Source organism: Pseudomonas sp. CDFA 610, assembly GCF_021147865.1.
Lineage (GTDB): Bacteria > Pseudomonadota > Gammaproteobacteria > Pseudomonadales > Pseudomonadaceae > Aquipseudomonas > Aquipseudomonas alliivorans.
In genome coordinates this window covers 112,928-135,299 of the sequence record NZ_JAGTPM010000005.1, presented here as the reverse complement: position 1 = coordinate 135,299, position 22,372 = coordinate 112,928, and the positions used below count along the sequence as shown (strand labels likewise).

At 58.5% G+C, this 22,372-nt stretch carries 21 protein-coding genes and 1 pseudogene; 5 read left to right on the top strand and 17 right to left on the bottom strand.

Translation table 11 applies throughout. The features are described from left to right. Nucleotides 1-10: 10 nt before the first annotated feature. The 5 genes and pseudogenes from KDX39_RS10600 to KDX39_RS10580 all read right to left on the bottom strand — a co-directional run. Nucleotides 11-333 (bottom strand): annotated as a pseudogene (locus tag KDX39_RS10600) (IS3 family transposase); the annotation flags it as partial. A gap of 86 nt (nucleotides 334-419) precedes the next feature. After that, nucleotides 420-1,460, bottom strand: a complete 1,041-nt coding sequence (locus KDX39_RS10595; RefSeq protein ID WP_231660335.1) for a FecCD family ABC transporter permease — start codon at nucleotides 1,458-1,460, stop codon at nucleotides 420-422. After that, on the bottom strand, nucleotides 1,457-2,416 hold the full coding sequence (locus tag KDX39_RS10590) for an ABC transporter substrate-binding protein (RefSeq protein WP_231660333.1): 960 nt from the start codon (nucleotides 2,414-2,416) through the stop codon (nucleotides 1,457-1,459). The genes KDX39_RS10595 and KDX39_RS10590 overlap by 4 nt, the downstream gene beginning before the upstream one ends. Nucleotide 2,417: 1 nt before the next feature. Continuing rightward, nucleotides 2,418-3,197, bottom strand: coding sequence for an ABC transporter ATP-binding protein (locus KDX39_RS10585; protein WP_231660332.1), 780 nt, complete (start codon nucleotides 3,195-3,197; stop codon nucleotides 2,418-2,420). Continuing rightward, nucleotides 3,197-5,344, bottom strand: a complete 2,148-nt coding sequence (locus tag KDX39_RS10580) for a TonB-dependent receptor (RefSeq protein ID WP_231660331.1) — start codon at nucleotides 5,342-5,344, stop codon at nucleotides 3,197-3,199. The genes KDX39_RS10585 and KDX39_RS10580 overlap by 1 nt, the downstream gene beginning before the upstream one ends. 260 nt (nucleotides 5,345-5,604) lie before the next feature. Here KDX39_RS10580 and KDX39_RS10575 point away from each other — a divergent pair, with 260 nt between their 5' ends. Together KDX39_RS10575 and KDX39_RS26415 are read left to right on the top strand one after the other, a co-directional pair. After that, nucleotides 5,605-5,835, top strand: a complete 231-nt coding sequence (locus KDX39_RS10575) for a hypothetical protein (RefSeq protein WP_231660330.1) — start codon at nucleotides 5,605-5,607, stop codon at nucleotides 5,833-5,835. Between the two features lie 27 nt (nucleotides 5,836-5,862). After that, nucleotides 5,863-6,822: an AraC family transcriptional regulator gene (locus KDX39_RS26415; protein WP_231660328.1), complete on the top strand. Its 960-nt coding sequence runs from the start codon at nucleotides 5,863-5,865 to the stop codon at nucleotides 6,820-6,822. 62 nt (nucleotides 6,823-6,884) lie between these two features. On the opposite strand, the gene KDX39_RS10565 is transcribed toward KDX39_RS26415, so the two are convergent. From KDX39_RS10565 to KDX39_RS10530, 8 genes are all read right to left on the bottom strand, one after another. Beyond that, nucleotides 6,885-7,175: an STAS domain-containing protein gene (locus tag KDX39_RS10565; protein WP_231660326.1), complete on the bottom strand. Its 291-nt coding sequence runs from the start codon at nucleotides 7,173-7,175 to the stop codon at nucleotides 6,885-6,887. A 14-nt stretch (nucleotides 7,176-7,189) separates the two neighbouring features. Beyond that, a complete protein-coding gene (locus KDX39_RS10560; RefSeq protein ID WP_231660324.1) occupies nucleotides 7,190-7,558 on the bottom strand; it encodes a response regulator in 369 nt (122 codons plus the stop codon). A 25-nt stretch (nucleotides 7,559-7,583) separates the two neighbouring features. Further along, nucleotides 7,584-8,942, bottom strand: a complete 1,359-nt coding sequence (locus KDX39_RS10555) for an HD domain-containing phosphohydrolase (protein ID WP_231660323.1) — start codon at nucleotides 8,940-8,942, stop codon at nucleotides 7,584-7,586. Nucleotides 8,943-8,944: 2 nt separating this feature from the next. Continuing rightward, nucleotides 8,945-10,276, bottom strand: a complete 1,332-nt coding sequence (locus KDX39_RS10550) for an ATP-binding protein (protein WP_231660321.1) — start codon at nucleotides 10,274-10,276, stop codon at nucleotides 8,945-8,947. Nucleotides 10,277-10,288: 12 nt separating this feature from the next. Then, nucleotides 10,289-10,900: a chemotaxis protein CheC gene (locus KDX39_RS10545; protein WP_231660319.1), complete on the bottom strand. Its 612-nt coding sequence runs from the start codon at nucleotides 10,898-10,900 to the stop codon at nucleotides 10,289-10,291. Then, nucleotides 10,900-11,259, bottom strand: coding sequence for a response regulator (locus tag KDX39_RS10540; RefSeq protein WP_231660317.1), 360 nt, complete (start codon nucleotides 11,257-11,259; stop codon nucleotides 10,900-10,902). Before KDX39_RS10540 ends, KDX39_RS10545 begins: the two co-directional genes overlap by 1 nt. 178 nt (nucleotides 11,260-11,437) lie before the next feature. After that, on the bottom strand, nucleotides 11,438-12,070 hold the full coding sequence (locus tag KDX39_RS10535) for a response regulator (protein ID WP_231660315.1): 633 nt from the start codon (nucleotides 12,068-12,070) through the stop codon (nucleotides 11,438-11,440). Next, nucleotides 12,067-13,521 carry a PAS domain-containing sensor histidine kinase gene (locus KDX39_RS10530; RefSeq protein ID WP_231660313.1) on the bottom strand — a complete coding sequence of 485 codons (1,455 nt, stop codon included), beginning with the start codon at nucleotides 13,519-13,521 and terminating at the stop codon, nucleotides 12,067-12,069. The genes KDX39_RS10535 and KDX39_RS10530 overlap by 4 nt, the downstream gene beginning before the upstream one ends. A gap of 210 nt (nucleotides 13,522-13,731) precedes the next feature. On the opposite strand from KDX39_RS10530, the gene KDX39_RS10525 reads away from it, so the two are divergent. After that, entirely contained in the window at nucleotides 13,732-16,245 is a 2,514-nt protein-coding gene (locus tag KDX39_RS10525; protein ID WP_231660311.1) for a sensor histidine kinase, read from the top strand. Nucleotides 16,246-16,286: 41 nt separating this feature from the next. Continuing rightward, complete coding sequence (locus tag KDX39_RS10520; RefSeq protein WP_231660309.1) at nucleotides 16,287-17,336, top strand: response regulator; 1,050 nt, start codon at nucleotides 16,287-16,289, stop codon at nucleotides 17,334-17,336. Nucleotides 17,337-17,425: 89 nt separating this feature from the next. Here KDX39_RS10520 and KDX39_RS10515 read toward each other — a convergent pair whose 3' ends face one another. Together KDX39_RS10515 and KDX39_RS10510 are read right to left on the bottom strand one after the other, a co-directional pair. After that, entirely contained in the window at nucleotides 17,426-18,379 is a 954-nt protein-coding gene (locus tag KDX39_RS10515) for a methyltransferase (protein ID WP_231660308.1), read from the bottom strand. After that, nucleotides 18,376-19,815, bottom strand: coding sequence for an iron-containing redox enzyme family protein (locus tag KDX39_RS10510; RefSeq protein ID WP_231660307.1), 1,440 nt, complete (start codon nucleotides 19,813-19,815; stop codon nucleotides 18,376-18,378). The genes KDX39_RS10515 and KDX39_RS10510 overlap by 4 nt, the downstream gene beginning before the upstream one ends. Nucleotides 19,816-20,048: 233 nt before the next feature. Between KDX39_RS10510 and cysC the strand changes: the two genes are divergently transcribed. Further along, nucleotides 20,049-20,657: an adenylyl-sulfate kinase gene (gene cysC, locus KDX39_RS10505; protein WP_231660527.1), complete on the top strand. Its 609-nt coding sequence runs from the start codon at nucleotides 20,049-20,051 to the stop codon at nucleotides 20,655-20,657. 256 nt (nucleotides 20,658-20,913) lie between these two features. Here the strand turns inward: cysC and KDX39_RS10500 are convergent, their stop codons facing one another. Both KDX39_RS10500 and KDX39_RS10495 read right to left on the bottom strand, forming a co-directional pair. After that, on the bottom strand, nucleotides 20,914-21,093 hold the full coding sequence (locus KDX39_RS10500) for a hypothetical protein (protein ID WP_231660305.1): 180 nt from the start codon (nucleotides 21,091-21,093) through the stop codon (nucleotides 20,914-20,916). A 36-nt stretch (nucleotides 21,094-21,129) separates the two neighbouring features. Next, nucleotides 21,130-22,011 (bottom strand): manganese catalase family protein, encoded by an 882-nt coding sequence (locus KDX39_RS10495; protein WP_231660303.1) that lies wholly within the window; start codon nucleotides 22,009-22,011, stop codon nucleotides 21,130-21,132. Nucleotides 22,012-22,372 lie beyond the last annotated feature (361 nt).

The following is a 22,372-nucleotide window of genomic DNA, read 5'->3' as shown; positions in this document are numbered from 1 at the left end:
GGTGTAGTGGTCAATTGATCCTGGACACGACGTTAATTTTTTTCTCGGCCTGAGTCGGGTGGTAGCCCATCATTAAATTGGTACGGTCGAATCCAGCTGTACCGGGCGTCAAAAAATGGCTGATATCCCCCTGAGCTTATTGGACCGTCGTGTAGCTCATGGCAGGTATCCACTCGGTTTTCAGGCTCCTGAACACCCGCTTCATCGGCGCATCATCCCAATAATTCCTCGCCGGCTCATGTTCTGACGAATGCGATATCGCCAAAGGCGCTTAAAAACGAGATCGGCAGCCTCGCGTTTGAACTCAGGGGAAAGGTAAAGCGTTGTTTGGTCATCTGACACCTCGTTCTGACGAGCATTCTCGCCTAAATGGGTGTCCGGTTTCATTAGACCACTACACTACGGCACGGCCTCTTCTCTCACCCCCGCCTCATCATAAAAATAAAAAACAGCCCGCCCAATAACGCCGTCGATATCCCGATGGGCAGATCCTCGGGTGCAATCAACGTGCGCGACACCACGTCGACCCACACCATCAGCAACGCGCCCAGCAGCGTCGCAACCGGCAGCAACCGTCGGTGTTCCGAGCCCACGAGGCGTCTGGCGATGTGCGGCACCATCAGGCCGACGAAGCCGATGGAGCCACACAGGGCGACGAGTACGCCGGTCATGAGCGAGGCGATCAGGAATACCAGCAGGCGGACGTTGCGCACTTGCAGGCCCAGGCTGACGGCGGTCTGATCGCCTGCCATCAAGGCGTTCAGCGCGCGGCCGAGTCCCTGCAGCAATATCCAGCCTGCCAGCACGGTCACCAGGGGAACCGTCAGCAGTTCCCAGCGAGCCAGGCCAAGGCCGCCCAGCATCCAGAACAGCACGGAAGAACTGGCGCGGTGATCGCCCAGAAACAGCAGCAGGTTGGCGATGGCCATCATGACGAATGATACGGCGACGCCGCTCAACAGCAGGCGCTGGCTGTCGAGGCGGCCGTTGCGGCTGGACAGCCACAGCACCAGGATCAGGCTGGCGAGCGAGCCTGCGAACGCGGCGAGGGGCAAGGTCAGCATGCCGAGGATTTCACCGACGTGCATGACCACCATCACGGCGCCGAGTGTGGCGCCTGAGGTGGCTCCCAGCAGATGGGGATCGGCCAGCGGGTTGCGGGTGACGGCTTGCAGTACGCAGCCGATGAGCGCCAGGCCTGCGCCTGCCAGAGCGCCCAGCAACACACGCGGCATGCGGATCAGCCAGACGATGGTTTCCTGTCCCGCCGTCCAGAGGTGATGCCCGTGACCGATGCCTGACAGTTTGAAGGTCAGGATGCCGATGACCTGCTCCAGCGGCACAGGCGCTGCGCCGAAGGTGACAGACACCAGGCACGAGATCAGCAGCACAATGGTCAGGGTGATCAGCAAACCTGTGTAGCGGCTCCGTCGTTCCGTCAGCCACTGCGACAGGGTCATCGCGCCACATCGTGAAAGGCCGCCGCCAGAGTCTCGATGGCGGCGACGTTATCGATTCCCGGTGTGACGGCGACGTAGGGCAATACGACGTAGCGCCTGTTGCGAACCGCATCGACGGTTTGAAGGGCCGGGTTGTGCTCCAGGAATTGCTGCTTTTGTGCGGCGCTGACTTCGCCGTAGTCGACGATCACGATGATCTCGGGATTGCTCTGCACCACCGACTCCCAATTCACGTGGGTCCAGCTGGCCGCGACATCGCCCATGACGTTGCGCCCGCCCGCTGCGCTGATCAGCGCTTGCGGGATTGCCAGACGCCCGGCGGTCATGGGCCGGTCTTCGCCGCTGTCGTACAGAAAGACACGCGGGGGCACCTGTCCCGCCAGTTGCTCGTCGACCCGACTCACCCGGCTCTGCATGTCAGTCACCAGCGTTTGTGCCCGGTCCTGCACATTGAATATACGGCCCAGATTGAGCAAGTCGTTGTACACGTCATCCAGCGTCGCTTCAGCGCGAGGCATGATCTGAGCACAGGATTCGGTCAGCTCGTAGGTCTGAATGCCCAGTGTTGCCAGGCTCTGCGGTGTCACGTCGCCGCCGACCCGCATGCCGTAATTCCAGCCTGCGAAGTAGAAATCGGCGTTGGCGTTGAGCAGGTTTTCCACTGACGGGTATTTGCTTGCCAGTTCGGGCAGCTTGCCCAGGTCGTGCAGCAACGCGGGGTCGGGTTTATTCCATCCGGTGATGCCGCTGTAGCCCACCATGTGAGATTGCAGGCTCAGCGCGACCATCATTTTGGTGAGGTTGATGTCGTTGCTGACCGCGCGTTGCGGCGCAGCGTCGAATGTTACCGAGCGGTCGCAGCTTTGCACGGTGACCGGGTAGGTCGTGCTCTGGGCGTGCACCATCGGGATGATCAGTAGTGTGGACAGGGTCAGCCACGTGAACAACGGCTTCATTTCAGGGAATCCATGTGATGCGCGGGTAATCACGCAGAGGATGACAATCGACCAACGCCTTGGCGCCGAACACGCGGAGCAACAGGTCCGGGGTCAGTACGTCCCAAGGCGTGCCTTGAGCAACCAGCCGGCCGTGGTGCACCACATACAACCGGTCGCAGAACGCCGCTGCCAGGTTCAGGTCGTGAATGCTGGCCAGCGTCGCCACGCCGAGATGTCTGACCAGCCCCAGTAGTTCGAGCTGATGACGCGGATCGAGATGGTTGGTCGGTTCGTCCAGCACCATCAATTGCGGTTGCTGAACCAGCGCACGCGCCAGCAGGCAACGTTGTTTTTCGCCGCCGGACAAGGTGTCGAAACGGTGCTGTTCATAGCCTTCCAGCCCGACGGCTTTCAGGGCGCGCTGCACGATGGCACGGTCTTCGGCACTGTCCGCTGCGAAAAATCCCTGATGAGGTGCGCGCCCCATCGCCGTGACATCCAGCAGTGTCAGGCCGAATGCGTCGGGAAACTCCTGGGCAACCACGGCGACATGCTGTGCGCACCAGCGCGGGCTGCGGCTCCAGATGTCATGGTCGGTCAGCGTGACGTTACCGCTGTGCGGGCGGCTGTAGCGGAACGCGCAGCGCAGCAGGCTGGTCTTGCCGCTTCCATTGGGACCGATCAGCCCCACGAATTCGCCTGCGGCGATCTGCAGGTCGATGCCCTTGAGGGCGAAATGTTCGTGGTCGCAGACAGACGCTTGTTCCGGGGCCCAGGCCAGGTTCTTCAGGGTAAGCATCAGAAGCTCAGGTCCGCGGTGACGTACAGGGAGCGCGGTTCTCCGAGGATCCATTGCTGCCCCTCGTTGTACTGACTGGCCGCGTACTGACGATCGAACAGATTGCGTATCTGCAGACCCAGCGTGGTATTGCGCAGTGCTTTCCACGACAGGCTGGCGTCGGCTACGGTGTAGGCGGGCAATTCTCGGGTGTTGGCGATATCCGCGTAACGGCTGTCGACATAGCGCAGCCCGCCGCCGATCTGCAGCACGCTGCTGAGCTGTTTGTCGAGCCAGAGGTTGGCCGTGCGTTTCGGCACATCGACCGGTGTATTGCCGTCACGCGACACGGCCACACCCGCAACGCTTTGATCGAACTGATCGTAGCGAGCACGCACGAAGGCTGCGTTGGCGGTCAGCGCCCAGTACTGCGGCAGTTGCAGCTTCAGGCTCGCCTCCAGTCCGCTGGAAGACTGGTGTCCGACCTGTTGGGTGAGGTCAGGATTGCCTGCATCGGTGGTGAGCAGCTTCTTCTTGACGATGTGATAGGCGGCCAGCGTCCATTCCAGACGCTCATCCCACAGCGCCTGTTTGAAGCCGATTTCCGATTGCCGGGCGGTGGCCAGATCGAATTGTTGCTGGCCCGGATTGAGCGAAACCAGGCTGCCGACGCCATCGGTGCTGGTGGAGTATTGCGCGTAAGCCGAACTGTTCGGGGTCAGTGCGTAGACCAGGCCGACTTTCCAGTTGTTGCCGATCAGGTCTTTTTCGGTGCGACTGTCGTCACGCAACGCATTGCGTTCGATGTTCACGTAGTCACGTCGCAAGCCTGTGATGATCGATAACTGATCGGTCAGCAGGGTGCGGTTTTCGCCGAAGACCGACAATTGCCGCGTCGTACTCTTGAACAGCTCGGCGTAGGGCGAAGCGCTCTGAAAACCGCCAGGTGCGGGGTTCTCGATATCAATCGGATCGCCGGCCGGGTTCACGTCGTCATAAGGCGAGTTGTTGGTCAGCTTGAAGCGTATCCGGTTGACGTCCGTGCCCAGCACGCTCTGACTCTCGAGGCCGGCCAGGCTGTGCTTGAAGGTGAAGGTCTGGCGATCGCCTGCCTGTTCCTGATTGTGTTTGATGCTGAAATAGCCACTGCGCGACAGTTGCTGTGTCGCGGCATTCCAGTTGTAGTTTTCAGCGTTCTGCCAGCGTCGGTGCGACGTCAGGTAATACAGCTCGTTGGATGACGTCACCTGATCGGAAATCTGCCAGTCGGTGGTCAGCCGCGTCCACTGATCGTCGTAGCGTTGTACGTCATTCTGGATGTTGTAGTTCTTGTCCCGCAGGCCTTCGTGATAGCGGCCGTTGATCATTGGCACGCCAAAATAATTCATCGGGCGCTGCTCGCCGCCGTCGTGGGCGAGGGTAAAGGACAAGGTGTCACTGGCCTGCCAGCGCAATGCCCCGCTGAAGAAGGTGCTGGCCGAATCTCCGCGATCCACCCAGCCGTTGCTGTTCAGCTGATTGACGTTCAGGCGATAGCTCAATTGATCGGACAACGAGCCGCCGCTGTCGAGTGCGGCCTGATGGCTGTCGTAAGAACCGTAGCCCAGGCGAAGATGGTTCTGGATCTCGCCTTCAAAGGGTTTCTTGGGAATGACATTGATCACAGCACCCGTCGCGCCTTCGCCGTAGAGCACCGAAGCCGGACCTCGCAGTATTTCGATGCGATCAATTGCCCATGTGTCGACAGGCATCGTGACGGTGCCCATGGCGCTGTACATGCGGCTGCCGTCATACAGCTGCATCACCGACCCCTGTCCGGTAAAACCTCGGGCAGACAACGCTGTGCCGCCATCGCCCGCTGTACCGATAGCGGTAATGCCAGGGCTGCGTGCCACGGCTTGCTGCACGTTGGCGTCGCCCCGGCTGCGCACCTCATCGCCATCAAGAGAACTGGTGCTTGCCGGGGTCTGCAGGGCTGTCAGCTGAAGGCGTGATCCGGCACCGGTCACGGCATCCAGAGTGTCAGCCTCCTGTCCATTGGCGGTGGACCTGATCATGGACGGAGCGAGCTCTACCTGTTCTGAAGCGTTGCTGTAAGCGGCGCTGCTGCCTGCCAGCAGACACAGGCTGGCGGCTGCGGTTCTGGACCGTGAAAAGGAGTGGATCATGACGGGTGGGTCGCTCAGGAAGACTGCGTTGAAGAAAAGCGCTTGTGTTATAACATAACATTATGCGACCGTTCGTCTACGTTTTTTGATGCCCCACCGGATAAGCCGGTTCCCCTTTTTGATGACTCTGCCAGCCGAGCGAAGGAGGTAGCGACGCGCCCGAGGACTGCTCACCGGTATCGCTTGGCTGAGCGCCCCTGCCATCTTGAGTTCGGTGGGGTTTATTCCAGTCAGCCTTGAGGTTGTACAAGGAGAATCGATTGAACCTGCTCGTGTTCGGAACTGGCGAGCGACTGGAAACGCCGTTGGACGTTGCCCTGTTCCCCAAAGAACTACCCATGCTCCCGCGCTGTCAGGTCGAGCGCGTATTTGATGTTCATCGTGGGGAGCGCATGGCCCGCGGTGGCCATTTCGCGGCGCTTGAACAACCCGAACTCCTTGCTGAAGAGATCAGGGCATTTTTCAAACCGTTGAGGTCTGGCATCTGCTGAAATCCCTTGGCGTGACGCCAGACTACAGTGCCCCTCCCTGCGGTCATCACTCAGAACTTAAGGGCTGGCGACGAGACGTCACATATTCCTCTTCATGTGCTGGATCAGTTTTTTGCCATGGTGCAGCGCTCAGGAGGTGATGACGATATGGGCCTTCTTGCCTATCACAAGGCTCATCCGGGGAATCTGGGATCTTTGGGTTATGCGGTCATGTCCAGTCCCACCGTCCGTGATGCACTTGCCTGTATCGTGGACTTCCATTATCTGATCGGTACCGGGTTCTGCATGTTTCTGGATGAGCAACCCCGAACCGTGAAGATCGCCGGATTCGCCGAGGACCTGAACGACGCCGAACTGCCCAGAGCGTTTATCGACGGTATTGCCTCGATGACGTTGGGGCTGATCCACTGGTTGGTGCCCCGCCGGAAAATAATGCCGGTGTTCGCCGAGTTCACCTACGCAAGACCGGCAGATACCCGAGCACTGGAAAGCCTGTTCGGACCCGAACTCCGGTTTTCTGCTGAAAACAACTCGCTTGCGTTCAGTCACGAGGACGGCAACCTTCCGACAGCCACGAGCAATCAGTCACTTCAGGCCATACACAGCGACCACCTCGCAGTACAGCCGCGACAGGTGATGACGGACAAAATGGGTGCCCGCACCAAAAGTGCCGTGCTCAAACTCCTTAATCAAACCCAGCCGCTGACGCTCGAAACCATCGCCCACACGATGAAACTGACGCCCTACCAACTGACGCAGGCGCTTGAGCTTGAAGGGAAGAGCATCAGAAAGCTCATAGACGTCGTCAGATCTCAACAGAGCCATCAGCTGCTGACCAGTACTCAACTGTCACTCAAGCAAATCAGCTACAGGGTGGCGTTCAAGAACCAGAGTGCTTTCAACAAGGCTTGTGAACGATGGTTCGGCATGCCACCGGGTCGCTACAGGGCCAGCCATCGGCCGGATATCGACTCACACTCGGACTGAGGTTGCGCAACACGCCGCCGAACGTTCAACGGCCAGGGACTGGCCGCTTTCCAGAGTTCTCCCTAAGCGTGCAACAGGCGGACAAGTCCTCGGCTTTGTAGCGCCATGATGGTCACTTCACTGGCGTTACTCAGCAGCAGACGGCGACCCAGGCGTAGCGACTCGGTTTTGGCCGTAATCAGTAATTGCAGTCCCGCCGCGTCTATTTCCAGCACATCGCCCAAGTCGATTTCGACTTCCAGAGCCATGGGTATCAATTCCAGTAACAGGCCTTCCTGGGCAACGACCGTATGTATTGTCAAATCGCCTTCCTTGATGACGATTCGCTGCAACAGGCAGCTGTTGTCGGGCATGGGTGCTCTCCTCGTCAGGCGAGTATCAGTCTGGAAACCATCACTAGCAGATGCTGTGGCTGAAAGGGTTTGACGAGCCAGTCCCTGATACCGAGCTCTTGGCCGCGTAGCGCCATCCACCCGTCTCTGTGTGCAGCCAGCAGCAGGATCGGCGTAAATCTGCAGTCCGGTCTGTGTCGTATCTGTTCAATCAGCGCCAGGCTGTCCATGGTCGTCAGGTCCCTGTCGATGATGATCAGGTGAGTCCGGCTTTGGCCGAGCCGGTCCAGCGTCCGGGCGCTCCCACAGCACTCCAGCGCGCTGTAGCCGGCACCTTTGAGCGTGATGACCAGCATGCGGCAGAGGACGCTGGAGTCACTGACAATCAGAAGCCTCTGGACCATGGTTCACATCCTGCGGGGGGTACATTCAGTCCGCGCAGGCTTGCGGCTGGCTGACCTGTCTTGGAGCATTGTCAGCTCGCACGAACACCGTGAAATGCCCGCCGTCGACGGCTTCAAAGGCCAACAGTTTTTCGATCAGCAGAGCTGTAAGGACCTTGCCTTCGTTGAGCAGCAACATGCCATTGCTGGCATTCAGGTTCCGGCTCAGCACCATGCCTGGCAGCAAGCGACGAACCTCCAGGGCCTTCACCGAAGGGTCGATGAAGTTTTCCGGCAGATGATGCAGGCAGACCTCGATGAAGCCCTCTATCAGCGCCGGATCGTACAGATGAGCCTTGTGATGACGCAGGTGCGCCAGCACTTCGTCGCGTGTGAGGTAGCGGTCAAGCACCAGCCCGCACTGCAATTCCACGAAGTCGATCGCCAGTTTGAGAATGCGTGCGCCGAGCGGGATGGCCTGTCCCTTGAGCCGATCAGGGAAACCGCTTCCGTCCCAATGCTCCTGATGATGAAGGATCAGAGGGTTGGCGTCCTGCAACGGCTCCAGGGCCATCATCAGTGCTTCACCTTTGCCGGGATAATCCTTGTACTCCTCGGCGTGCGTGCGCAGCAGAAGGTCGGCACACCCCGACAGCATGGTATCGCTCCAGCCCAACTTGCCGATGTTATAAAGGGCCGCCGCCATCGAAAGGTTGCGGCTTTCGGCCTCGCTGACGCCGTGGCGTGCACAGTAGGCGCGCACCACTTCAATGACCCGTTCATTGGTCTGGCGTGCCCTTGGCAGGCGCTGGTTGACCAGTGATGAAAAGACTTCGGTACAGACCACGTAGCTGTGCTTGAGCTCGTCATAGGCCAGGTCGAGCATATCAGCGGTCTGCTGCAGCTCGCTGGTTCGCGCCGCGACCCGTTGTTCGAGGGTTTCGTTGAACTCACGCAAGGCTTCGACCTGGGCGTCGGCCAGTGTGAGCAATGCGTCACGGTCACGACGAACACTCTGCATCTCCAGCGCCTGCTCGAGCGTGAGCATGAGTTCTTCGTCATTCCATGGCTTGCTGATGTATCGGAAGATATGCCCCTCGTTGATCGCCTTGGTGATCATGCTCATATCGGCGTAACCGGTGAGCAGGATGGTCATGCATTCCGGGTCGCGCCGGTGAACCTCACTGAGCAGGGTCGGCCCGTCCATGGCTGGCATGCGCGCGTCGCTGACGATCAGGTCGATCTGGTGCAGCTCGAAAAGACTCAGCGCCTGTGCGCCACTGGTGGCCAGCAACAGGTCATAGGGCTTGCCTCGCAACACTCGGCGCAGACTGTTGAGAATGTTTTCCTCGTCGTCCACCAGCATGACGGTGTAGCGTTTTCCGCTCACAGGGACAGTGTTCATGATCAGCTTCCTTCAACGCGTGAGGGGGAAGAGGGCGCAGGGGCTTGAGGCTGGCGCAGTGGCAGCCATATGCGGAAGCGACTGCCTGCACCTGGATCGCTGTCCACTGTGAGCCTGCCTTGATGCTTCATGACAATGTTGTAGGACAGCGACAGGCCAAGCCCTGAACCCATACCCACGGGTTTGGTGGTGAAAAAGGGTTCGAAGATGCGGTTCTGGATCTCTGGCGGAATCCCATGGCCGTTGTCGGCGATTTCGATGAACACCCCGCCACCCTCCCGACCGCTGGTGATGATGATTTCCCCATCGGCGCCCACGGCATGACTGGCGTTGATGATCAGGTTCAGAAACACCTGGTTGATCTGCGACCCCATGCATTCGATGGCTTCGATATCACCGTAATACTTGATCACCTGTGCCTTGAACTTGACCTCGTTCCAGATGACGTTGAGGGTGCTGTCCAACCCCTTGTGAAGGTCGACGAGTTGCCATTCGCAGCTATCGACATGGGAAAACTCGCGCAGGTCCTGAACAATCCGGTTGACCCGGTCCAGCCCGTCCACCGATTCGAGCAACAGGTCGTTGATATCCTGGCGCAGGAAGCCGTAGTCGGCCTTCTCCAGAATCGAGTGCAGTTCGGGATGGGCGCGTGAGTGTTCCTCGTCATTGGCCTTTTCATAGGCCTCGATCAGCGCGAACACATCCGTCAGGTAGCCGCGCAGGCTGTTGACGTTGGAGGAGACGAAACCGATGGGGTTGTTGATCTCATGGGCGACGCCCGCAGCCAACTGTCCGATGGCGGCCATCTTTTCCGACTGCAGCAACTGCGCCTGTGCTTCTTCAAGGCGTGTGATCAAGCGTGCCTGTGCGCTTTTTTCTGTTTCCAGCAGCTCGTTCAGTTGCGCCAGCTCCAGTTGCCGCGCCGCCGTGTCGGTGGCGTCGCCGATGGCCAGCCCTACGCCGAGCGAGCTGCCGTCGACATCCTGAACCGGGAAAAACGTGCAGTTCTGATACATGAGCTTCACCGACCCACTGATGGGCCGGGTGCTGCCGAAATTGAACAGGTGCGGTCTTTGTTGCCAGGAGGTGAAGGCAAAGTTCTGCAGGGTGAAGACGCTGTTGATCTTCTGCCGGACCCAGCGCTCGGGCAATTCAGGAAAGGCTTCGAACAGTGTGCGCCCGATCAGGTCTTCTGCCGACCGGCCGCTGTTGATGGACATGAAGCGGTTCGAGAACAGCACCCGGTAGTCCTGATCGACCAGCAGCACGCCCATATTGATGGCCTTGAGCATGGACTCAAGGGTTTCCCGGGAAATAGCTTTGTTGTCTGTCATGAGCGTGCTCCCTCAAAGACCTTCAAGCAGCCGATCAATGGCTCGCACGACGATGCCGGCCGTACGCTCGGTGATGCAGATCAACAGGTCGCACGAGAACTGGTGCGCCTGAACCCCGAAGCGGATCTCCAGCACCATCGCCAGATGCTCGTTCAGGTTGAGCTGGTCCAGGCCGTTCTGCAGGCCCTTGTCGCAGGACAGGATGGAAGGCGCGTCGTAGCTCACTTGGATCTCCACCTGACGGGCCAGGCCACTGATGCAGGCACCGGAAAGGATATTGGTGACTTCCAGCATCAGCTCTTCCTGCTGGGCAGGGCCACCGCCCTCATAACCCATCAGCCCGGCCAGTTCGTCAGCCCCCATGGCACCGAAGCAGACGAACACCTCGCCCCGCAGCTCGCCCAGAAAGGACTGACGGGTGACGATCATTGCGTTGCGCCGCAGGTGATCGGGAATCGTCAGGTTGTTCTGTTCGCGAATCAGCGGATGAATGAACGGGACCGAGAGCGTCACGATGGTATCGGTCAGTCTGGCCAGGCGTTCGGCGGCCTGCCCCATGGCAATGTTCATCAACTCCTGAAGCGCATCCCGTTGCTCTTCGTTGAGTGCAGCCAGTGTTTTCATCACAGAACTCCTGTGAGATGCAGGGCTTCGAACACCGCTTCGGCGGTGACCGGTTTGGCCACGAACGCCGCGGCACCCAGCTCTCTCACCCGCTGTCGTGCCAAGGGCTGAATGTCGGCACTGATCACGACCACTACCACGTTGGCTTCCTCGCGCTTCAGTGCCTCCAAAGTTTCAAAGCCATCCATGACCGGCATGGTCAGGTCGAGAAACAACAGTTCCACCAGACCGGCGTGGTAAGCGGCCATGACTTCAGCGCCATTGCCGGCCTGGCTGACGTCTTCGGTCAGGGACGCGGGAAGAGACCGCAGAACCAGTTTGCGGGACAGGGACGAGTCGTCGGCAATCAGTACTTTCATGGTGCACTCCAACTGTCTGAACCGTCCTGTCACCTGCGCTCAGGTGGTAGATCACGGTTCGTCGGGACTTGTCACCACCTTCCGATGATTGATGTCAAAGAGCTATCAGGCAATGCTGATAGTGAGATAGGAATTTGCGAAGTGAGTAGGGATTTCCTTACACGTCATGAGAGAGGCGTCAGATCCAGTCCTGCTGAATGGCGTAACGTACGATGTCGGCGTTGGACAGGAAGCTCATCTTTTCCATGAGGCGTGTCTTGTGGGTGCTGACGGTCTTGTTGCTGATCATCAGTCTTTGGGCGATCTCGTTGACACTCAAACCCTGGGCAAGCATGCGCAGGATCTGGAGTTCGCGATCGGAAAGGCTTTCACCTGGCGTCATCGCCGTGTTGCTCGTTGTGCTTTGCAGGGCAATCTTTTCGGCCAGCACCGGGTCCAGGTAGCGTTCTCCGCACGCCACCCGGCGAATGGCCGCGAGCAGTGTCTCGGGGTCGTGGTCCTTGGTCAGGTAGCCGGAGGCGCCGGCTCTAAGGGCGCGTTGGGCGATGTGGGTTTCGTTGTGCATGCTCAGGATCAGAATCGGCAGCCGGGCGTAGTGTGCACGGATGCGGGCAATCAGGTTCTCACCGCACTCGCCCGGCATGTTCATGTCCAGCAACAACACATCAATCGTGTGCGCCCGCAGCCCGTCCAGAACCTGCGCAGAATTCTCGGCCTCTGCCACCACTTCCAGTTCCTTGACCAGCGCGAACAGCTGCTTGAGCCCTTCACGCATGATGCGATGGTCATCGGCCACCAGTAGACGAATCACGTGGAGGCACTCCTTGGGGCTGGAAACCACAGACTGACGGTGGTCCCGTTGCCAGGCCGGCTGGAGATATCGGTCCCCCCGCCAAGCACCCGCCCGCGCTCGCGCATGCCGAACAAGCCAAGTGTCTTGCTGCCCAGGCTGTTCGGGTCAAAGCCTTGGCCGTTATCGACAATCTGCAGCCGCCAGCGGTCGTTTTCCAGAGTCAGGGTGATGGTCACGCGCGAAGCGTTGGCATGACGGGCGATGTTCGTGAGTGACTCCTGTGCCACCCTGAAAAGCGTCGTGGCTTCGGCGGTGTTCAGCGCCGGCAACTGTGCAGGCAGGTCGAGCGCACAGGGCATTGACCATTGGCGCGTGAACTCTTCGGTCAACCATTCCAGCGAGGCCGCCAGCCCCATGTTCAACGCCGAGGGGCGCAGGGCGTTGGAGACATTGCGCACCACTTGCACAGTGCGGTCGGTCAGTTGCAGCAGGTTGGCGACCTGATCGGCCAGGGCAGGCACTTCAGCGCCGAATTGAAACCTGAGCAACGAAATACCCATGCGAATCGCGGTCAGGTGTTGACCGAGCTCGTCATGAATTTCCTGGGCAATGAGTGTGCGCTCTTCCTCTCGGGCGTTCTCTCGGCTGCTCAACAGCTCCCGCAATTGAGCGTTCGATGAGGCAAGACCGCGCTCGGCATTGCGCAATCTGGAGATGTCCCGGATCACCGCCAGAAGGCTGGTGAGACGACCCTGCATGTCACGCTCGGGTACCAGGCTGATCTGAAATACACGCTGGCGCCCTTGAGGGCGATGCTGGATGTATTCGTGCTCCACCGGACTGGCCTGTTCGACTGCGTCTTTGATCGCGGCGAGCAAGAGGCCGGACTGCCTGCTGGCGACAAGGATCTCTTCCAGAGGACGCTGCAGCACGTCGCCTTTGGCCTGGTTCAACCACTGCTCCAGCACCGGGTTGATGTACAACACGCGTCTGTCGGGACTCAGCCGGGCGATGCCGTCGGGAGAGTTTTCAACCAGGGTGCCGATTTCCTGCTGGCGTTCGCGCTCCTTGCGTTGCACTTCGCGAAGGTCGGTAAAGTCCCTGGCAATGCAGGCAATAAGTTCCAGGTCGCCGGCGTCATTGTTGAGCGGCACCAGATTGAAATGAACATACGCCGGACGCGACGCGCAGGGCAATTGGGCATCGAGCTCGATGGGGGCGCCGACGTCGATGCAATGTCCACAGATCGCCAGCACCACTTCGGCCACGTCGGGGCTCAGGATATGCTCGACGGAGGCCCCGATCAGTCTGTCATGAGGGCAGGCGAGCCGGCGGTAGAGCGCCGGATTGGCTTCCAGGCAGGTCAATGTCCGGTCGGGTCCCACCTGCAATAGACACATCATGTCCAGAGAGTGGTCGAAAATCTCACGGTAACGGGGTTCACGTCGGTCCAACTTATCCTGAATCATGATGACTTCCATGCCGACGCGTCGGAGGACGCATGCTCCTGATCATAGCTCATGGCCAGCTGGGTCTCGGAATATCGATCAGACAGAGGAGGCCTGGCGGCTCATCCGTTTTTCGGAAATGCGCTGGACTTCTTGCCGAAACCCATCAAGAATGATGTCAAAATAATACTACATCGCTCGATGGATGTCGGAATCGTCGGGAGCGCCTTCATGGCTCAGACCACGCTCAATTTTCGCAGCTGGATGTGGCGGGCCTTTATAAGCACCAGCCTGGTACCGTTGGTGATGGTGGAAATAGCGCTGCTCCTGGCTTATTTCCTCACTAATCAATCCATTCTTGAGTCCCAGGGCGAGTACCTGCGCAAAAGTGCTGCACGAGAGCTGCAGGCATCGGTGGCGCAAAATGCCGATATCGTCGAAGGCCAGTTGGCCAACATCAACAATCTCTCCCTGCTGCTTGCCCGGAACATCGAAACCGAACTGGCCGAATCCCTTCCCTATCACGCTGCCGAGTTGTCGGTCAGCGAAGACGGTGTGCGCTACAGCGCGAAGGATGACGGCGGCGCGGCGTCCTTTTATTCGAATGTCACACCCCTGGATCGGCAGGACCTGGACAAGGTCGATCGCCTGAGCCGCGTGGATTTCATGATGAAGGCGCTGAAAGACGGCGATCCCTTGATCACCAGCGTGTACTTCAACAGCCCGGACAGCTACAACCGCATCTATCCCTGGATCGACACGCTGGCCCAGTACCCACATGACATGGACATCACCCGGTTCAACTTCTATTACCTGGCCGACGCCGAACATAATCCCGGCCGGCAGTCAGTCTGGACCGATGTCTATCTGGATCCGGCTGGCAATGGCTGGATGATGTCCATCGTGACGCCGGTCTACAACGGCGACACGCTCAAAGGGGTGGTGGGCATCGACATTACGGTAGAAGCCGTTTTGCAGAAGATGGCCGCGCTGCATGTACCTTCCAATGGCTATCTGGTGCTGGTCAGTGACAAGCTCAACATCATGGCCCTGCCACAGGGCGTCGAAGCTGCCTTCGGGGTTACCAAGCTCGAGACGTCGAGCGGGTACAAAGGTATCCGGCACGAATACGTCGAGCCCACCGACTTCAATATGGGCACCCACCCGGAGTTTCGTGCACTTACACAGGCGCTGGACAGCCAGCCTGACGGGTTGTTGCCGGTTGAACTGGACAAGCGCACACACCTGATCGCCTGGAGCAAGGTAGCGCTGTCGGGATGGCGATTGCTGGCAGTGGTGGATGAAGCTGTCGTGATGCAGGAGCCCATGAGTCTGGCCCGCCATTTCCGGACGGTCGGCTACCTGATGGTCATCGGTCTGATTGTCTTCTACATCGTCTTTTTCGCTTACCTGTGGTTGCGTGCCCGGCGACTGAGTCTGGAGCTCAATACGCCGGTTTCCGGTCTGTGCAACATGATGGGCGAGATCGGCCAAGGCAACTGGACGCCTCAGGCAAGTCAGTCGAACATTCAGGAGCTGAACCTGATGTCGAACCATGCGTTGGACATGGGGCGACAACTGGCGGACGCCGAATCACGTCGCGGGGCCGTACAGCAGCGGCTTGAGGTGGTGATGGAAAGCGTCACCGAAGGTCTGTGGGAATACGCCCCCAATACCCGTACGTTCGCGTTCAAGGGCGCGCTTCGAGAGCGCTTTGGCCTGCCGTCCCGGCACGTTTCGACCGAGTATTTTCTCGGCCTCATGCCTGAAGAGGATCGCCACGCCTTCTCGCGCCTGTTAGAGGCGGCCCAGCACAACGAGCATCCCGTCACCGAGGTTGAATTCAGGCTGCCGGACCTTCAGGGTGAGCTGGTCTGGCTGCTCTGCCGCGCCAGTACGCTGCCGGACGCGATCACGCACGAGCCCTCAGTAGTGGGTACGTGTGTCGACATCGATACGCTCAAACAGGTCGAGCAGCACCTGCGCGACAAGACTCTCGAAGCCCAGGCGGCCAGTCAGGCAAAGTCACGCTTCATCTCCAGCATGAGTCATGAGCTGAAGACACCGTTGAATGCCATCCTCGGCTTCGCTCAGCTCAGTCAATTTCAGGCCTCTTCCAGCGCGGCCCTGCATGCTGGCTACGCTCAGGAAATCATCAATGCCGGGACTCATCTGCATCAGTTGGTCGAGGATCTGCTGGCCTGGTCTAGCCTGCAGGCCGAGTCTCCGCGACTGGCGCTCAGGCCCGTCGACGCCGGCGCGCTCCTGCTGGAGTGTCAGGAGATGATCAGGCCGCAGGCCGTTGCGCAAGGGCTGTCGCTGGCGCTGCAATTACCGGATCAGCCCTGCATCGTGCTGGCCGATGCCCGTCGCCTCAAACAGGTGATGCTCAATCTTCTTTCGAACGCCGCCAAGTACAACCGGCCAGCAGGGTCTATCGTGATGGGCGTGGAGATGGACAGAGAGCACCTCACGACGCGACTGTTTGTCGCCGATACAGGGCCGGGGCTGGACCTCGGCATGCAGAAGCTGCTGTTCCAGCCCTTTCAGCGGCTGGGCAAGGAAAATTCGAAGATACAGGGCACGGGCATTGGCCTGGCGCTGTGCCGGGAGCTGGCGGAACTCATGGGCGCGAGAATGGGAGTCAGCAGCGAAACCGGTGTCGGAAGTCGATTCTGGATAGAGCTGCCGTTCTACAGCACGTCCGAAGATATCGTGCAGAGCCCTTCGCCCCACCAGGAATGACAGGGAATGGGCCGCATCGGCTCTCAAACAGGAGTTGGAACATGTTTTCAGCCATAAGAAGCGATGCTGTGATTGTCATCATCGATGATGTAGCAACCAACCTTCGTCTTCTGGAGTCTTGCCTGCGTGCCTTTGGTCTACAGAATATTCAGATTTTCGCCAACTCATCCGAGGGACTGCTGTGGTGCCAAACCCACGGCTGGGACTTGTTGTTACTGGATGTGGACATGCCATCGCCCAATGGCTTCGAAATTCTCGATGCACTGCAGGACCGCGACTGCACGGCCTCTTCGATCATCATCGTGACGGCCTTGAATGACCCTCAAAGCCGGCGGATTGGCCTTGAGAAAGGTGCCAACGATTACATCTGCAAACCCATCGACCTGCCTGAGGTGCTTTTACGGGTACGCAGTTGCCTGACGCTTTCGCAAAACAGCCGCATGTTGCAGGAGGCCAAGCGTGATCTCGAACGCAAGGTCGATCAGCGAACCACGCAATTGCAGGAGAGTTATCGCGCCATGCTGCGCAGTCTGGGGCGCGCAGCCAGCTACCGTGACAACGAGACTGGCGATCACATTCACCGCATCGGCGAAACCGCTGCGTTGCTGGCGCGAAGCGTCGGTATGCCGGCGCAATGGTGCGAACTGATCAGGCAGGCAGCGCCCATGCACGACGTCGGCAAGATCGGCATCCCGGATCACATCTTGCAGAAACCGGGGCCTTTGACGCCCGAGGAGCGGTTGCTAATGCTCCAGCACCCTCAAATCGGTTACGAAATCCTGCATGATCCCTGCGGTTCCGCGCTGACCGACATGGCCGCGGAAATAGCATTGGGGCATCACGAGAAATGGGACGGCAGTGGCTATCCCTCGGGGTTGTCGGGGGAGCAGATCCCCCTGAGTGCTCGGATCGTTGCGTTATGTGACGTATATGACGCGTTACGCACTCAGCGTCCCTATAAAAACGCCTGGAGTCTTGAGGCCTCTGTCGCTTACGTCAAAGAGCAGGCGAATCATCATTTCGATCCGATGCTGAGCGAGGTCTTTTGTCAACGAATCACGGAGATGGAGATGCTCAGGCAAGCGGGCTAACAAACACGCGGGATTTACCAGGCTGGGGTGTTTATCCGCCGTTTCGAATGCTCGTCTCGCGAAGCGGCTTAAGAGCGGCTGATTGAGTCTCAGGTCCTGGCGGGCTTGCGCGTCACGATCAGCTCGACGGCGGCAATACGCTCCGCATCCTCATAGCCTTCTTCGAGCAACTCTTCCCCGAACACGTCGGGGTCCAGCTCACGGTAGGTCCATGCCAGCTCAGTATGATCGATGTCCCCGCGCACGGCTTCCAGAAACGGGTCGTGCTCGCCGACCATAGCCACGCCTGTATAGAGCAACAACGAACCGCCGGGCGAGAGGCGGTCGATGGACTCGCGCACGATGCGTACCGACAGGTCGGCGCCCAAGGCGTCTCCGCCATGGCGATAGGCACGCTTTTGAGTGTCTTTCATGTAGGGCGGGTTGGCCACGATCAGGTCGAAGCTGTCGGCAAGGCCGGTGAGGATATCGCTGTGACTGCAGGTCAGATTTTCAACGATCGCGATGGAGGCGTTGACCTGAGCGAAGTGCAGCGCTCTGGGGTTGATATCCACAGCGTGAACCTGCGCATCAGGACGTGCCTGTGCAATGAGCAGCGCGCCTGCGCCAGTACCACAACCAATGTCCACGGCACGCGTTATCGGGTGCGATGTGCGTTGCAGATGACCTTTGATCGATCGGGCAAAGCGGTACGTATCTGGCCCGAAAAATACCGAATCTTCATCGTGAGTCGGGTAGGCGGAATGCACCAGTAACAAATCATCCAGGCTTGAAAACCTGACACGGCTTTTCAGGCCGTCGTCACTTCGCTGCAGAATCCCGGCTTCCAGAAGACCCTGAGCTTCCGACGCCGGCAGCATGGATTCGGGAATTATCCGGCTCCATCCGAATACATCGCGCAGCGAAAGGGCAGTGCGATTTTCAGGACGTTCGTTGACGCGCTGGTGAGTGAGCGGCGTGGGTGTGATAAAGCGATAACCGCCCGCTGCAAGTTTCTGAGCGAGGGTGGTCAGTGCCGTGCGGTCCGGCAAACTCAGGCTCATGCTTGAACTCCCGTCATGCGCTCGGCCATGTGCGAGACGAACAGGCGTGTGGCGTACAGACCTGCTGCGCTCGAATGGCGGGAAGGAGACAGGCTTTCGATCAGCACCGGCATCTTTTCGGTTGCCGCCACGGACTCCAGTTTCATATGAAGCTCGCGCACATCCGGATCGGCATCGTTTGCCTGCGCAGGAACAGGTTGGCCGCTGCCCGGCAGGTTGCGGAATCTTGAGCGAAACGCTTCGGGCAGGCGCTTGCCCGCGCTGGGCTGAGCGCTGCCGTCGGCCAGCCAGTCACCGGCAATCCAGTCGTGCACCAGTTGTTTTTCGTAGCCGTTGAACACGCCGAACATCGGCGCGCCGACACCCTCGAACAGTTGCCAGAAACGGCTATGGATCGGGTCTTCATGGCGCTTGATCCAGCCACGGTTTTCCAGAACGCTGAGGAACTCGGGAATCTGATCGGGGCTGGCGAGCCACTCGTTGACGGTCTTGCCATCCAGACGGCAGTAATCGGAATGCATGTGCTGGCCAAAGGTGCGTTTGCGCTCGAGCATGGCGATCACTTCCTGCTCCAGATCGAACGACTGGATGACGGCCGATGAACCAATGCCCAACTCATTCAGCTTGTAGCCGCTGGCGACCCGACGATAGAACGCGTCCCGCTCCTGACCCACCGGCAACAGCGCCATGACGCTCTGCGCAGCCTTGCGGGCATGCCCGGTGCTGGCGTTGTCGATCGTGACATGCAAGGTGAAGTAATAAGGATCGATCCCCAACTCATTCAGCTCGAACGAGGTAATGAGCAAGTGCAACGGCAGTTGTTCATAGCCCAGGTTGTAGCCGATTACCTCGGGAAGAAAATCATCGCCCGACTGCCCCAATGCCAGCTGGATTGCGCCTTGCAGATAGGCTTCTTCCTGTAGCGGTACGTTGGTGTCGCAGTCCAGGTCTGCCAGCAGCTTGCGGTAAAGCGACACATGGTTCTGCGCCTGCTCACCGTCGCCCAGTTCTTCAAGATAGGTACGAATCAGCCCGTGAAAACGGTAATCCGCCCAGTGCGGCAGAAGCCCGTAAAGCCAGGCGCCATCGACCAGTTTGGTGGGCGCGACCTGCTGGATGAAATACATCGCATGGGCTTTGCTCTTGAAGAAACGACGCGGCTGGCCTGCACGGCGCTGTTCCAGATAGGCCGCGTACTGCTCGGCGATCTGACCAACGTTCTGCTCGATCCAGTGTTCGAGGGCTTCTGGCTGTGGCGGCAGCTCACACGTTTCGCGGTCCGCCATCGCAAGGCAACGCTCAAGAAAAATGACTGCCTCGTGTCGCGACTCGTCTGTGCTTTCATTCATCAAGGATTGATAAACAGCTTTTGATTCTTCTTCCACTGCAGTGGATTTGACGACAGTGTTGCCTGTCATCAGCTGAAGAGACGTCATAAAAATCGTACCTCGGCAGTTGAGAGTCACGAGAGAAGCAGTCGCACGAGACTTTCTGTTGTTCTATTGGAAAAAGAGTGCCGGGCCGTTTGGAAAATTCAGCGTATTTTGCGCAAGGCCGATGGGTGGCGTTTTGCTGCTCGAGGCGAATGGGTCGATTGCGTTGCCGATGGATCGCCTGTGCACAAAGACGTTATTCTCGCGACACGTTTGGAAATCTTGAATGGGCGTTCATGGACAAGCAGCCACATGATTCAGGGCATCTGGTCTGGCATTCGAGCCAGGTCAGCCACGCGGATCGCGAAGCACTCTTGAAACAGTCGCCCCAAACGCTTTGGCTGACGGGGCTCAGCGGCTCCGGGAAGTCGACCCTGGCATTTGCACTGGAGCGCACGTTGCTCGATCTGGGCAAACTCGCCTATGCACTGGACGGCGACAATGTGCGGCAAGGGCTTTGCCGGGATCTGGGATTTTCTCCCGCCGACAGATCGGAAAATATCAGGCGCATCGCTGAAGTCGCTCAGCTCATGAATGACGCTGGCCTGATTGTGATTGCCTCGTTCATTTCGCCTTACCGGGAAGATCGGGAAATGGCGCGTTCCATCATCGGCAGGCACCGCTTTGTGGAAGTGTTCGTCAGCACGCCTCTGGAGACATGCGTGTCGAGAGATCCGAAAGGTCTCTATCGCAAGGCGAAAGCAGGGGAGTTGAAAGACTTTACCGGCGTCAGCTCACCTTATGAGCCGCCTCTGGACGCTGACCTGTGTCTTGATACCAGTGAGATGTCCGTCAGGGAATGCCTCGAACAGATCTTGCCAACGATAATCAGAACCGCGCCTTGAGTGCCTGTCATGCGCCGATGAAATTCAGGCATATGCTCGAACGCATATAACGCCGGGACCTGATCGCTGTCTCCTCGAAGGCGATGCCGTATGACCGGAGCCTCTTTGGAGGAACGGTGTCAGGCGATTTTTTGATACGACGCCTGATCGGCAACAATTCTACTGACTCACAAAAAAAACCGGCACAAGGCCGGTTATTTTTATTCGCCTGAATAAGCCTTGCCGTTAAACGAGGCCGTTCATGCATATCGAAATATTATCGACTGGGTAAGTTATTATCCAGCAGCGATGCAACACCAAATACTTTAGTGGCCATCACAACTTGAAAACCTCGACGGGCCAAGCGTGCCTGAGCATCAAAAGACTGAAGTCCTTTATCGAAGACGGTATTGCCAGGCTCCGCCTTTACGATGACATTTATACGGTTCGTTTTCATGATGTTCATCCTTAATAATCAGTGAATCCGCTGCTATCAAAGCTCTTTACCTTGCACGAAACCCGAGCCCAGGTCTGCGCCGGTAATGGGGTTGGCCTCCGGGTCGGACATGGTCCGGGTTTTCATGGCTTCCAGAACCTGGGCGTCGTCGGCACTCAACGTCACTGAAGCAGAACCATCGCCTCCATCGACTGCGGGTTGTGGCGATTCCACATACTCCCATTCGCCACCCTGATTCCAGGCGCCCCGTACATTGGGTTCGCCGGACATATTGAAGTACTTATGGGTGAACTCGGGCATGCCAGGCAACTTGCCTTGCGGGAAGTTGGGCTGGATGGCATGCAGGGCTTTTTCGAAGGACAGTTGATGAGCGATCTCGCGCGTCATCAAAAAGCCCAGTGCATCTTTTACGCCCGGATCGTCCGTCACGTTCATCAGGCGCTCGTAGACAATCTTGGCCCGTGCCTCGGCAGCAATATTGGAGCGGAAGTCTGCCGTCGGCTCACCGATGGTATCAATATAAGCGGCGGTCCACGGCACGCCTGCAGAGTTGACCAGCGGCGCACCGGCGCCATACAGCAGGCTGGTGATGTGCGAGTCATTGCCAGCGCCGTTCAACGACCGGTACAACTCGCCTTCCTCCTCAATGCCTTCGGCCAACTGGCCCTTGGCGCCTTTGTTGAGCATCACAATAATGGAGCCGACGATCTCCAGGTGGCTCAGTTCCTCTGTCGCGATGTCCATCAGTAAATCCTTGCGACCTGGATCGTCCTCACTCAGCCCCTGAGTGAAGTAGCGGCCTGCTGCGGCAAGCTCGCCTTGAGCGCCGCCGAATTGTTCCAATAGAAGGTTGGCAAGCCCCGGATTCGGACGGGCTACACGTACGGTGTACTGAAGGCGCTTGTTATGTATAAACATATCATTTCCTCAGGCTGACTCTTTCGGTAAGCATGTGCCCTTGGGTGGAACACGATGCGGTGCAGTCATTGGGTATGAAAGAGCGAGGTGCGGAACGTTGCTCGAAACTATGCAGTGACGGGATGAGTGGTTGAAAATAACGAGTTCAATAGAATTTCGTTATTTCGCACCTGCCGGCGAAAGTTTCAGAAAATCGGCTGATAGCGCCTGATTTCAGGGAGTGCACTCTGTTGGCTGAAACAGTCTGGAAACGTCGGTTTTTTATGCGTATTAACAATACCTATGACTGAACTTGCTTCGTTTAATCCACAAGAGAGTTTCTGGATAATGGCTATATGATATCGCCTAAAACAGGCTTTAA

What these genes read in the sequence shown, in the direction of transcription:
- KDX39_RS10595 (WP_231660335.1), bottom strand. Translation starts at nt 1,460, where the DNA reads ATGACCCTGTCGCAGTGGCTGACGGAACGACGGAGCCGCTACACAGGT.
- KDX39_RS10590 (WP_231660333.1), bottom strand. Translation starts at nt 2,416, where the DNA reads ATGAAGCCGTTGTTCACGTGGCTGACCCTGTCCACACTACTGATCATC.
- KDX39_RS10585 (WP_231660332.1), bottom strand. Translation starts at nt 3,197, where the DNA reads ATGCTTACCCTGAAGAACCTGGCCTGGGCCCCGGAACAAGCGTCTGTC.
- KDX39_RS10580 (WP_231660331.1), bottom strand. Translation starts at nt 5,344, where the DNA reads ATGATCCACTCCTTTTCACGGTCCAGAACCGCAGCCGCCAGCCTGTGT.
- KDX39_RS10565 (WP_231660326.1), bottom strand. Translation starts at nt 7,175, where the DNA reads ATGCCCGACAACAGCTGCCTGTTGCAGCGAATCGTCATCAAGGAAGGC.
- KDX39_RS10560 (WP_231660324.1), bottom strand. Translation starts at nt 7,558, where the DNA reads ATGGTCCAGAGGCTTCTGATTGTCAGTGACTCCAGCGTCCTCTGCCGC.
- KDX39_RS10555 (WP_231660323.1), bottom strand. Translation starts at nt 8,942, where the DNA reads ATGAACACTGTCCCTGTGAGCGGAAAACGCTACACCGTCATGCTGGTG.
- KDX39_RS10550 (WP_231660321.1), bottom strand. Translation starts at nt 10,276, where the DNA reads ATGACAGACAACAAAGCTATTTCCCGGGAAACCCTTGAGTCCATGCTC.
- KDX39_RS10545 (WP_231660319.1), bottom strand. Translation starts at nt 10,900, where the DNA reads ATGAAAACACTGGCTGCACTCAACGAAGAGCAACGGGATGCGCTTCAG.
- KDX39_RS10540 (WP_231660317.1), bottom strand. Translation starts at nt 11,259, where the DNA reads ATGAAAGTACTGATTGCCGACGACTCGTCCCTGTCCCGCAAACTGGTT.
- KDX39_RS10530 (WP_231660313.1), bottom strand. Translation starts at nt 13,521, where the DNA reads ATGATTCAGGATAAGTTGGACCGACGTGAACCCCGTTACCGTGAGATT.
- KDX39_RS10525 (WP_231660311.1), top strand. Translation starts at nt 13,732, where the DNA reads ATGGCTCAGACCACGCTCAATTTTCGCAGCTGGATGTGGCGGGCCTTT.
- KDX39_RS10520 (WP_231660309.1), top strand. Translation starts at nt 16,287, where the DNA reads ATGTTTTCAGCCATAAGAAGCGATGCTGTGATTGTCATCATCGATGAT.
- KDX39_RS10515 (WP_231660308.1), bottom strand. Translation starts at nt 18,379, where the DNA reads ATGAGCCTGAGTTTGCCGGACCGCACGGCACTGACCACCCTCGCTCAG.
- KDX39_RS10510 (WP_231660307.1), bottom strand. Translation starts at nt 19,815, where the DNA reads ATGACGTCTCTTCAGCTGATGACAGGCAACACTGTCGTCAAATCCACT.
- cysC (WP_231660527.1), top strand. Translation starts at nt 20,049, where the DNA reads ATGGACAAGCAGCCACATGATTCAGGGCATCTGGTCTGGCATTCGAGC.
- KDX39_RS10500 (WP_231660305.1), bottom strand. Translation starts at nt 21,093, where the DNA reads ATGAAAACGAACCGTATAAATGTCATCGTAAAGGCGGAGCCTGGCAAT.
- KDX39_RS10495 (WP_231660303.1), bottom strand. Translation starts at nt 22,011, where the DNA reads ATGTTTATACATAACAAGCGCCTTCAGTACACCGTACGTGTAGCCCGT.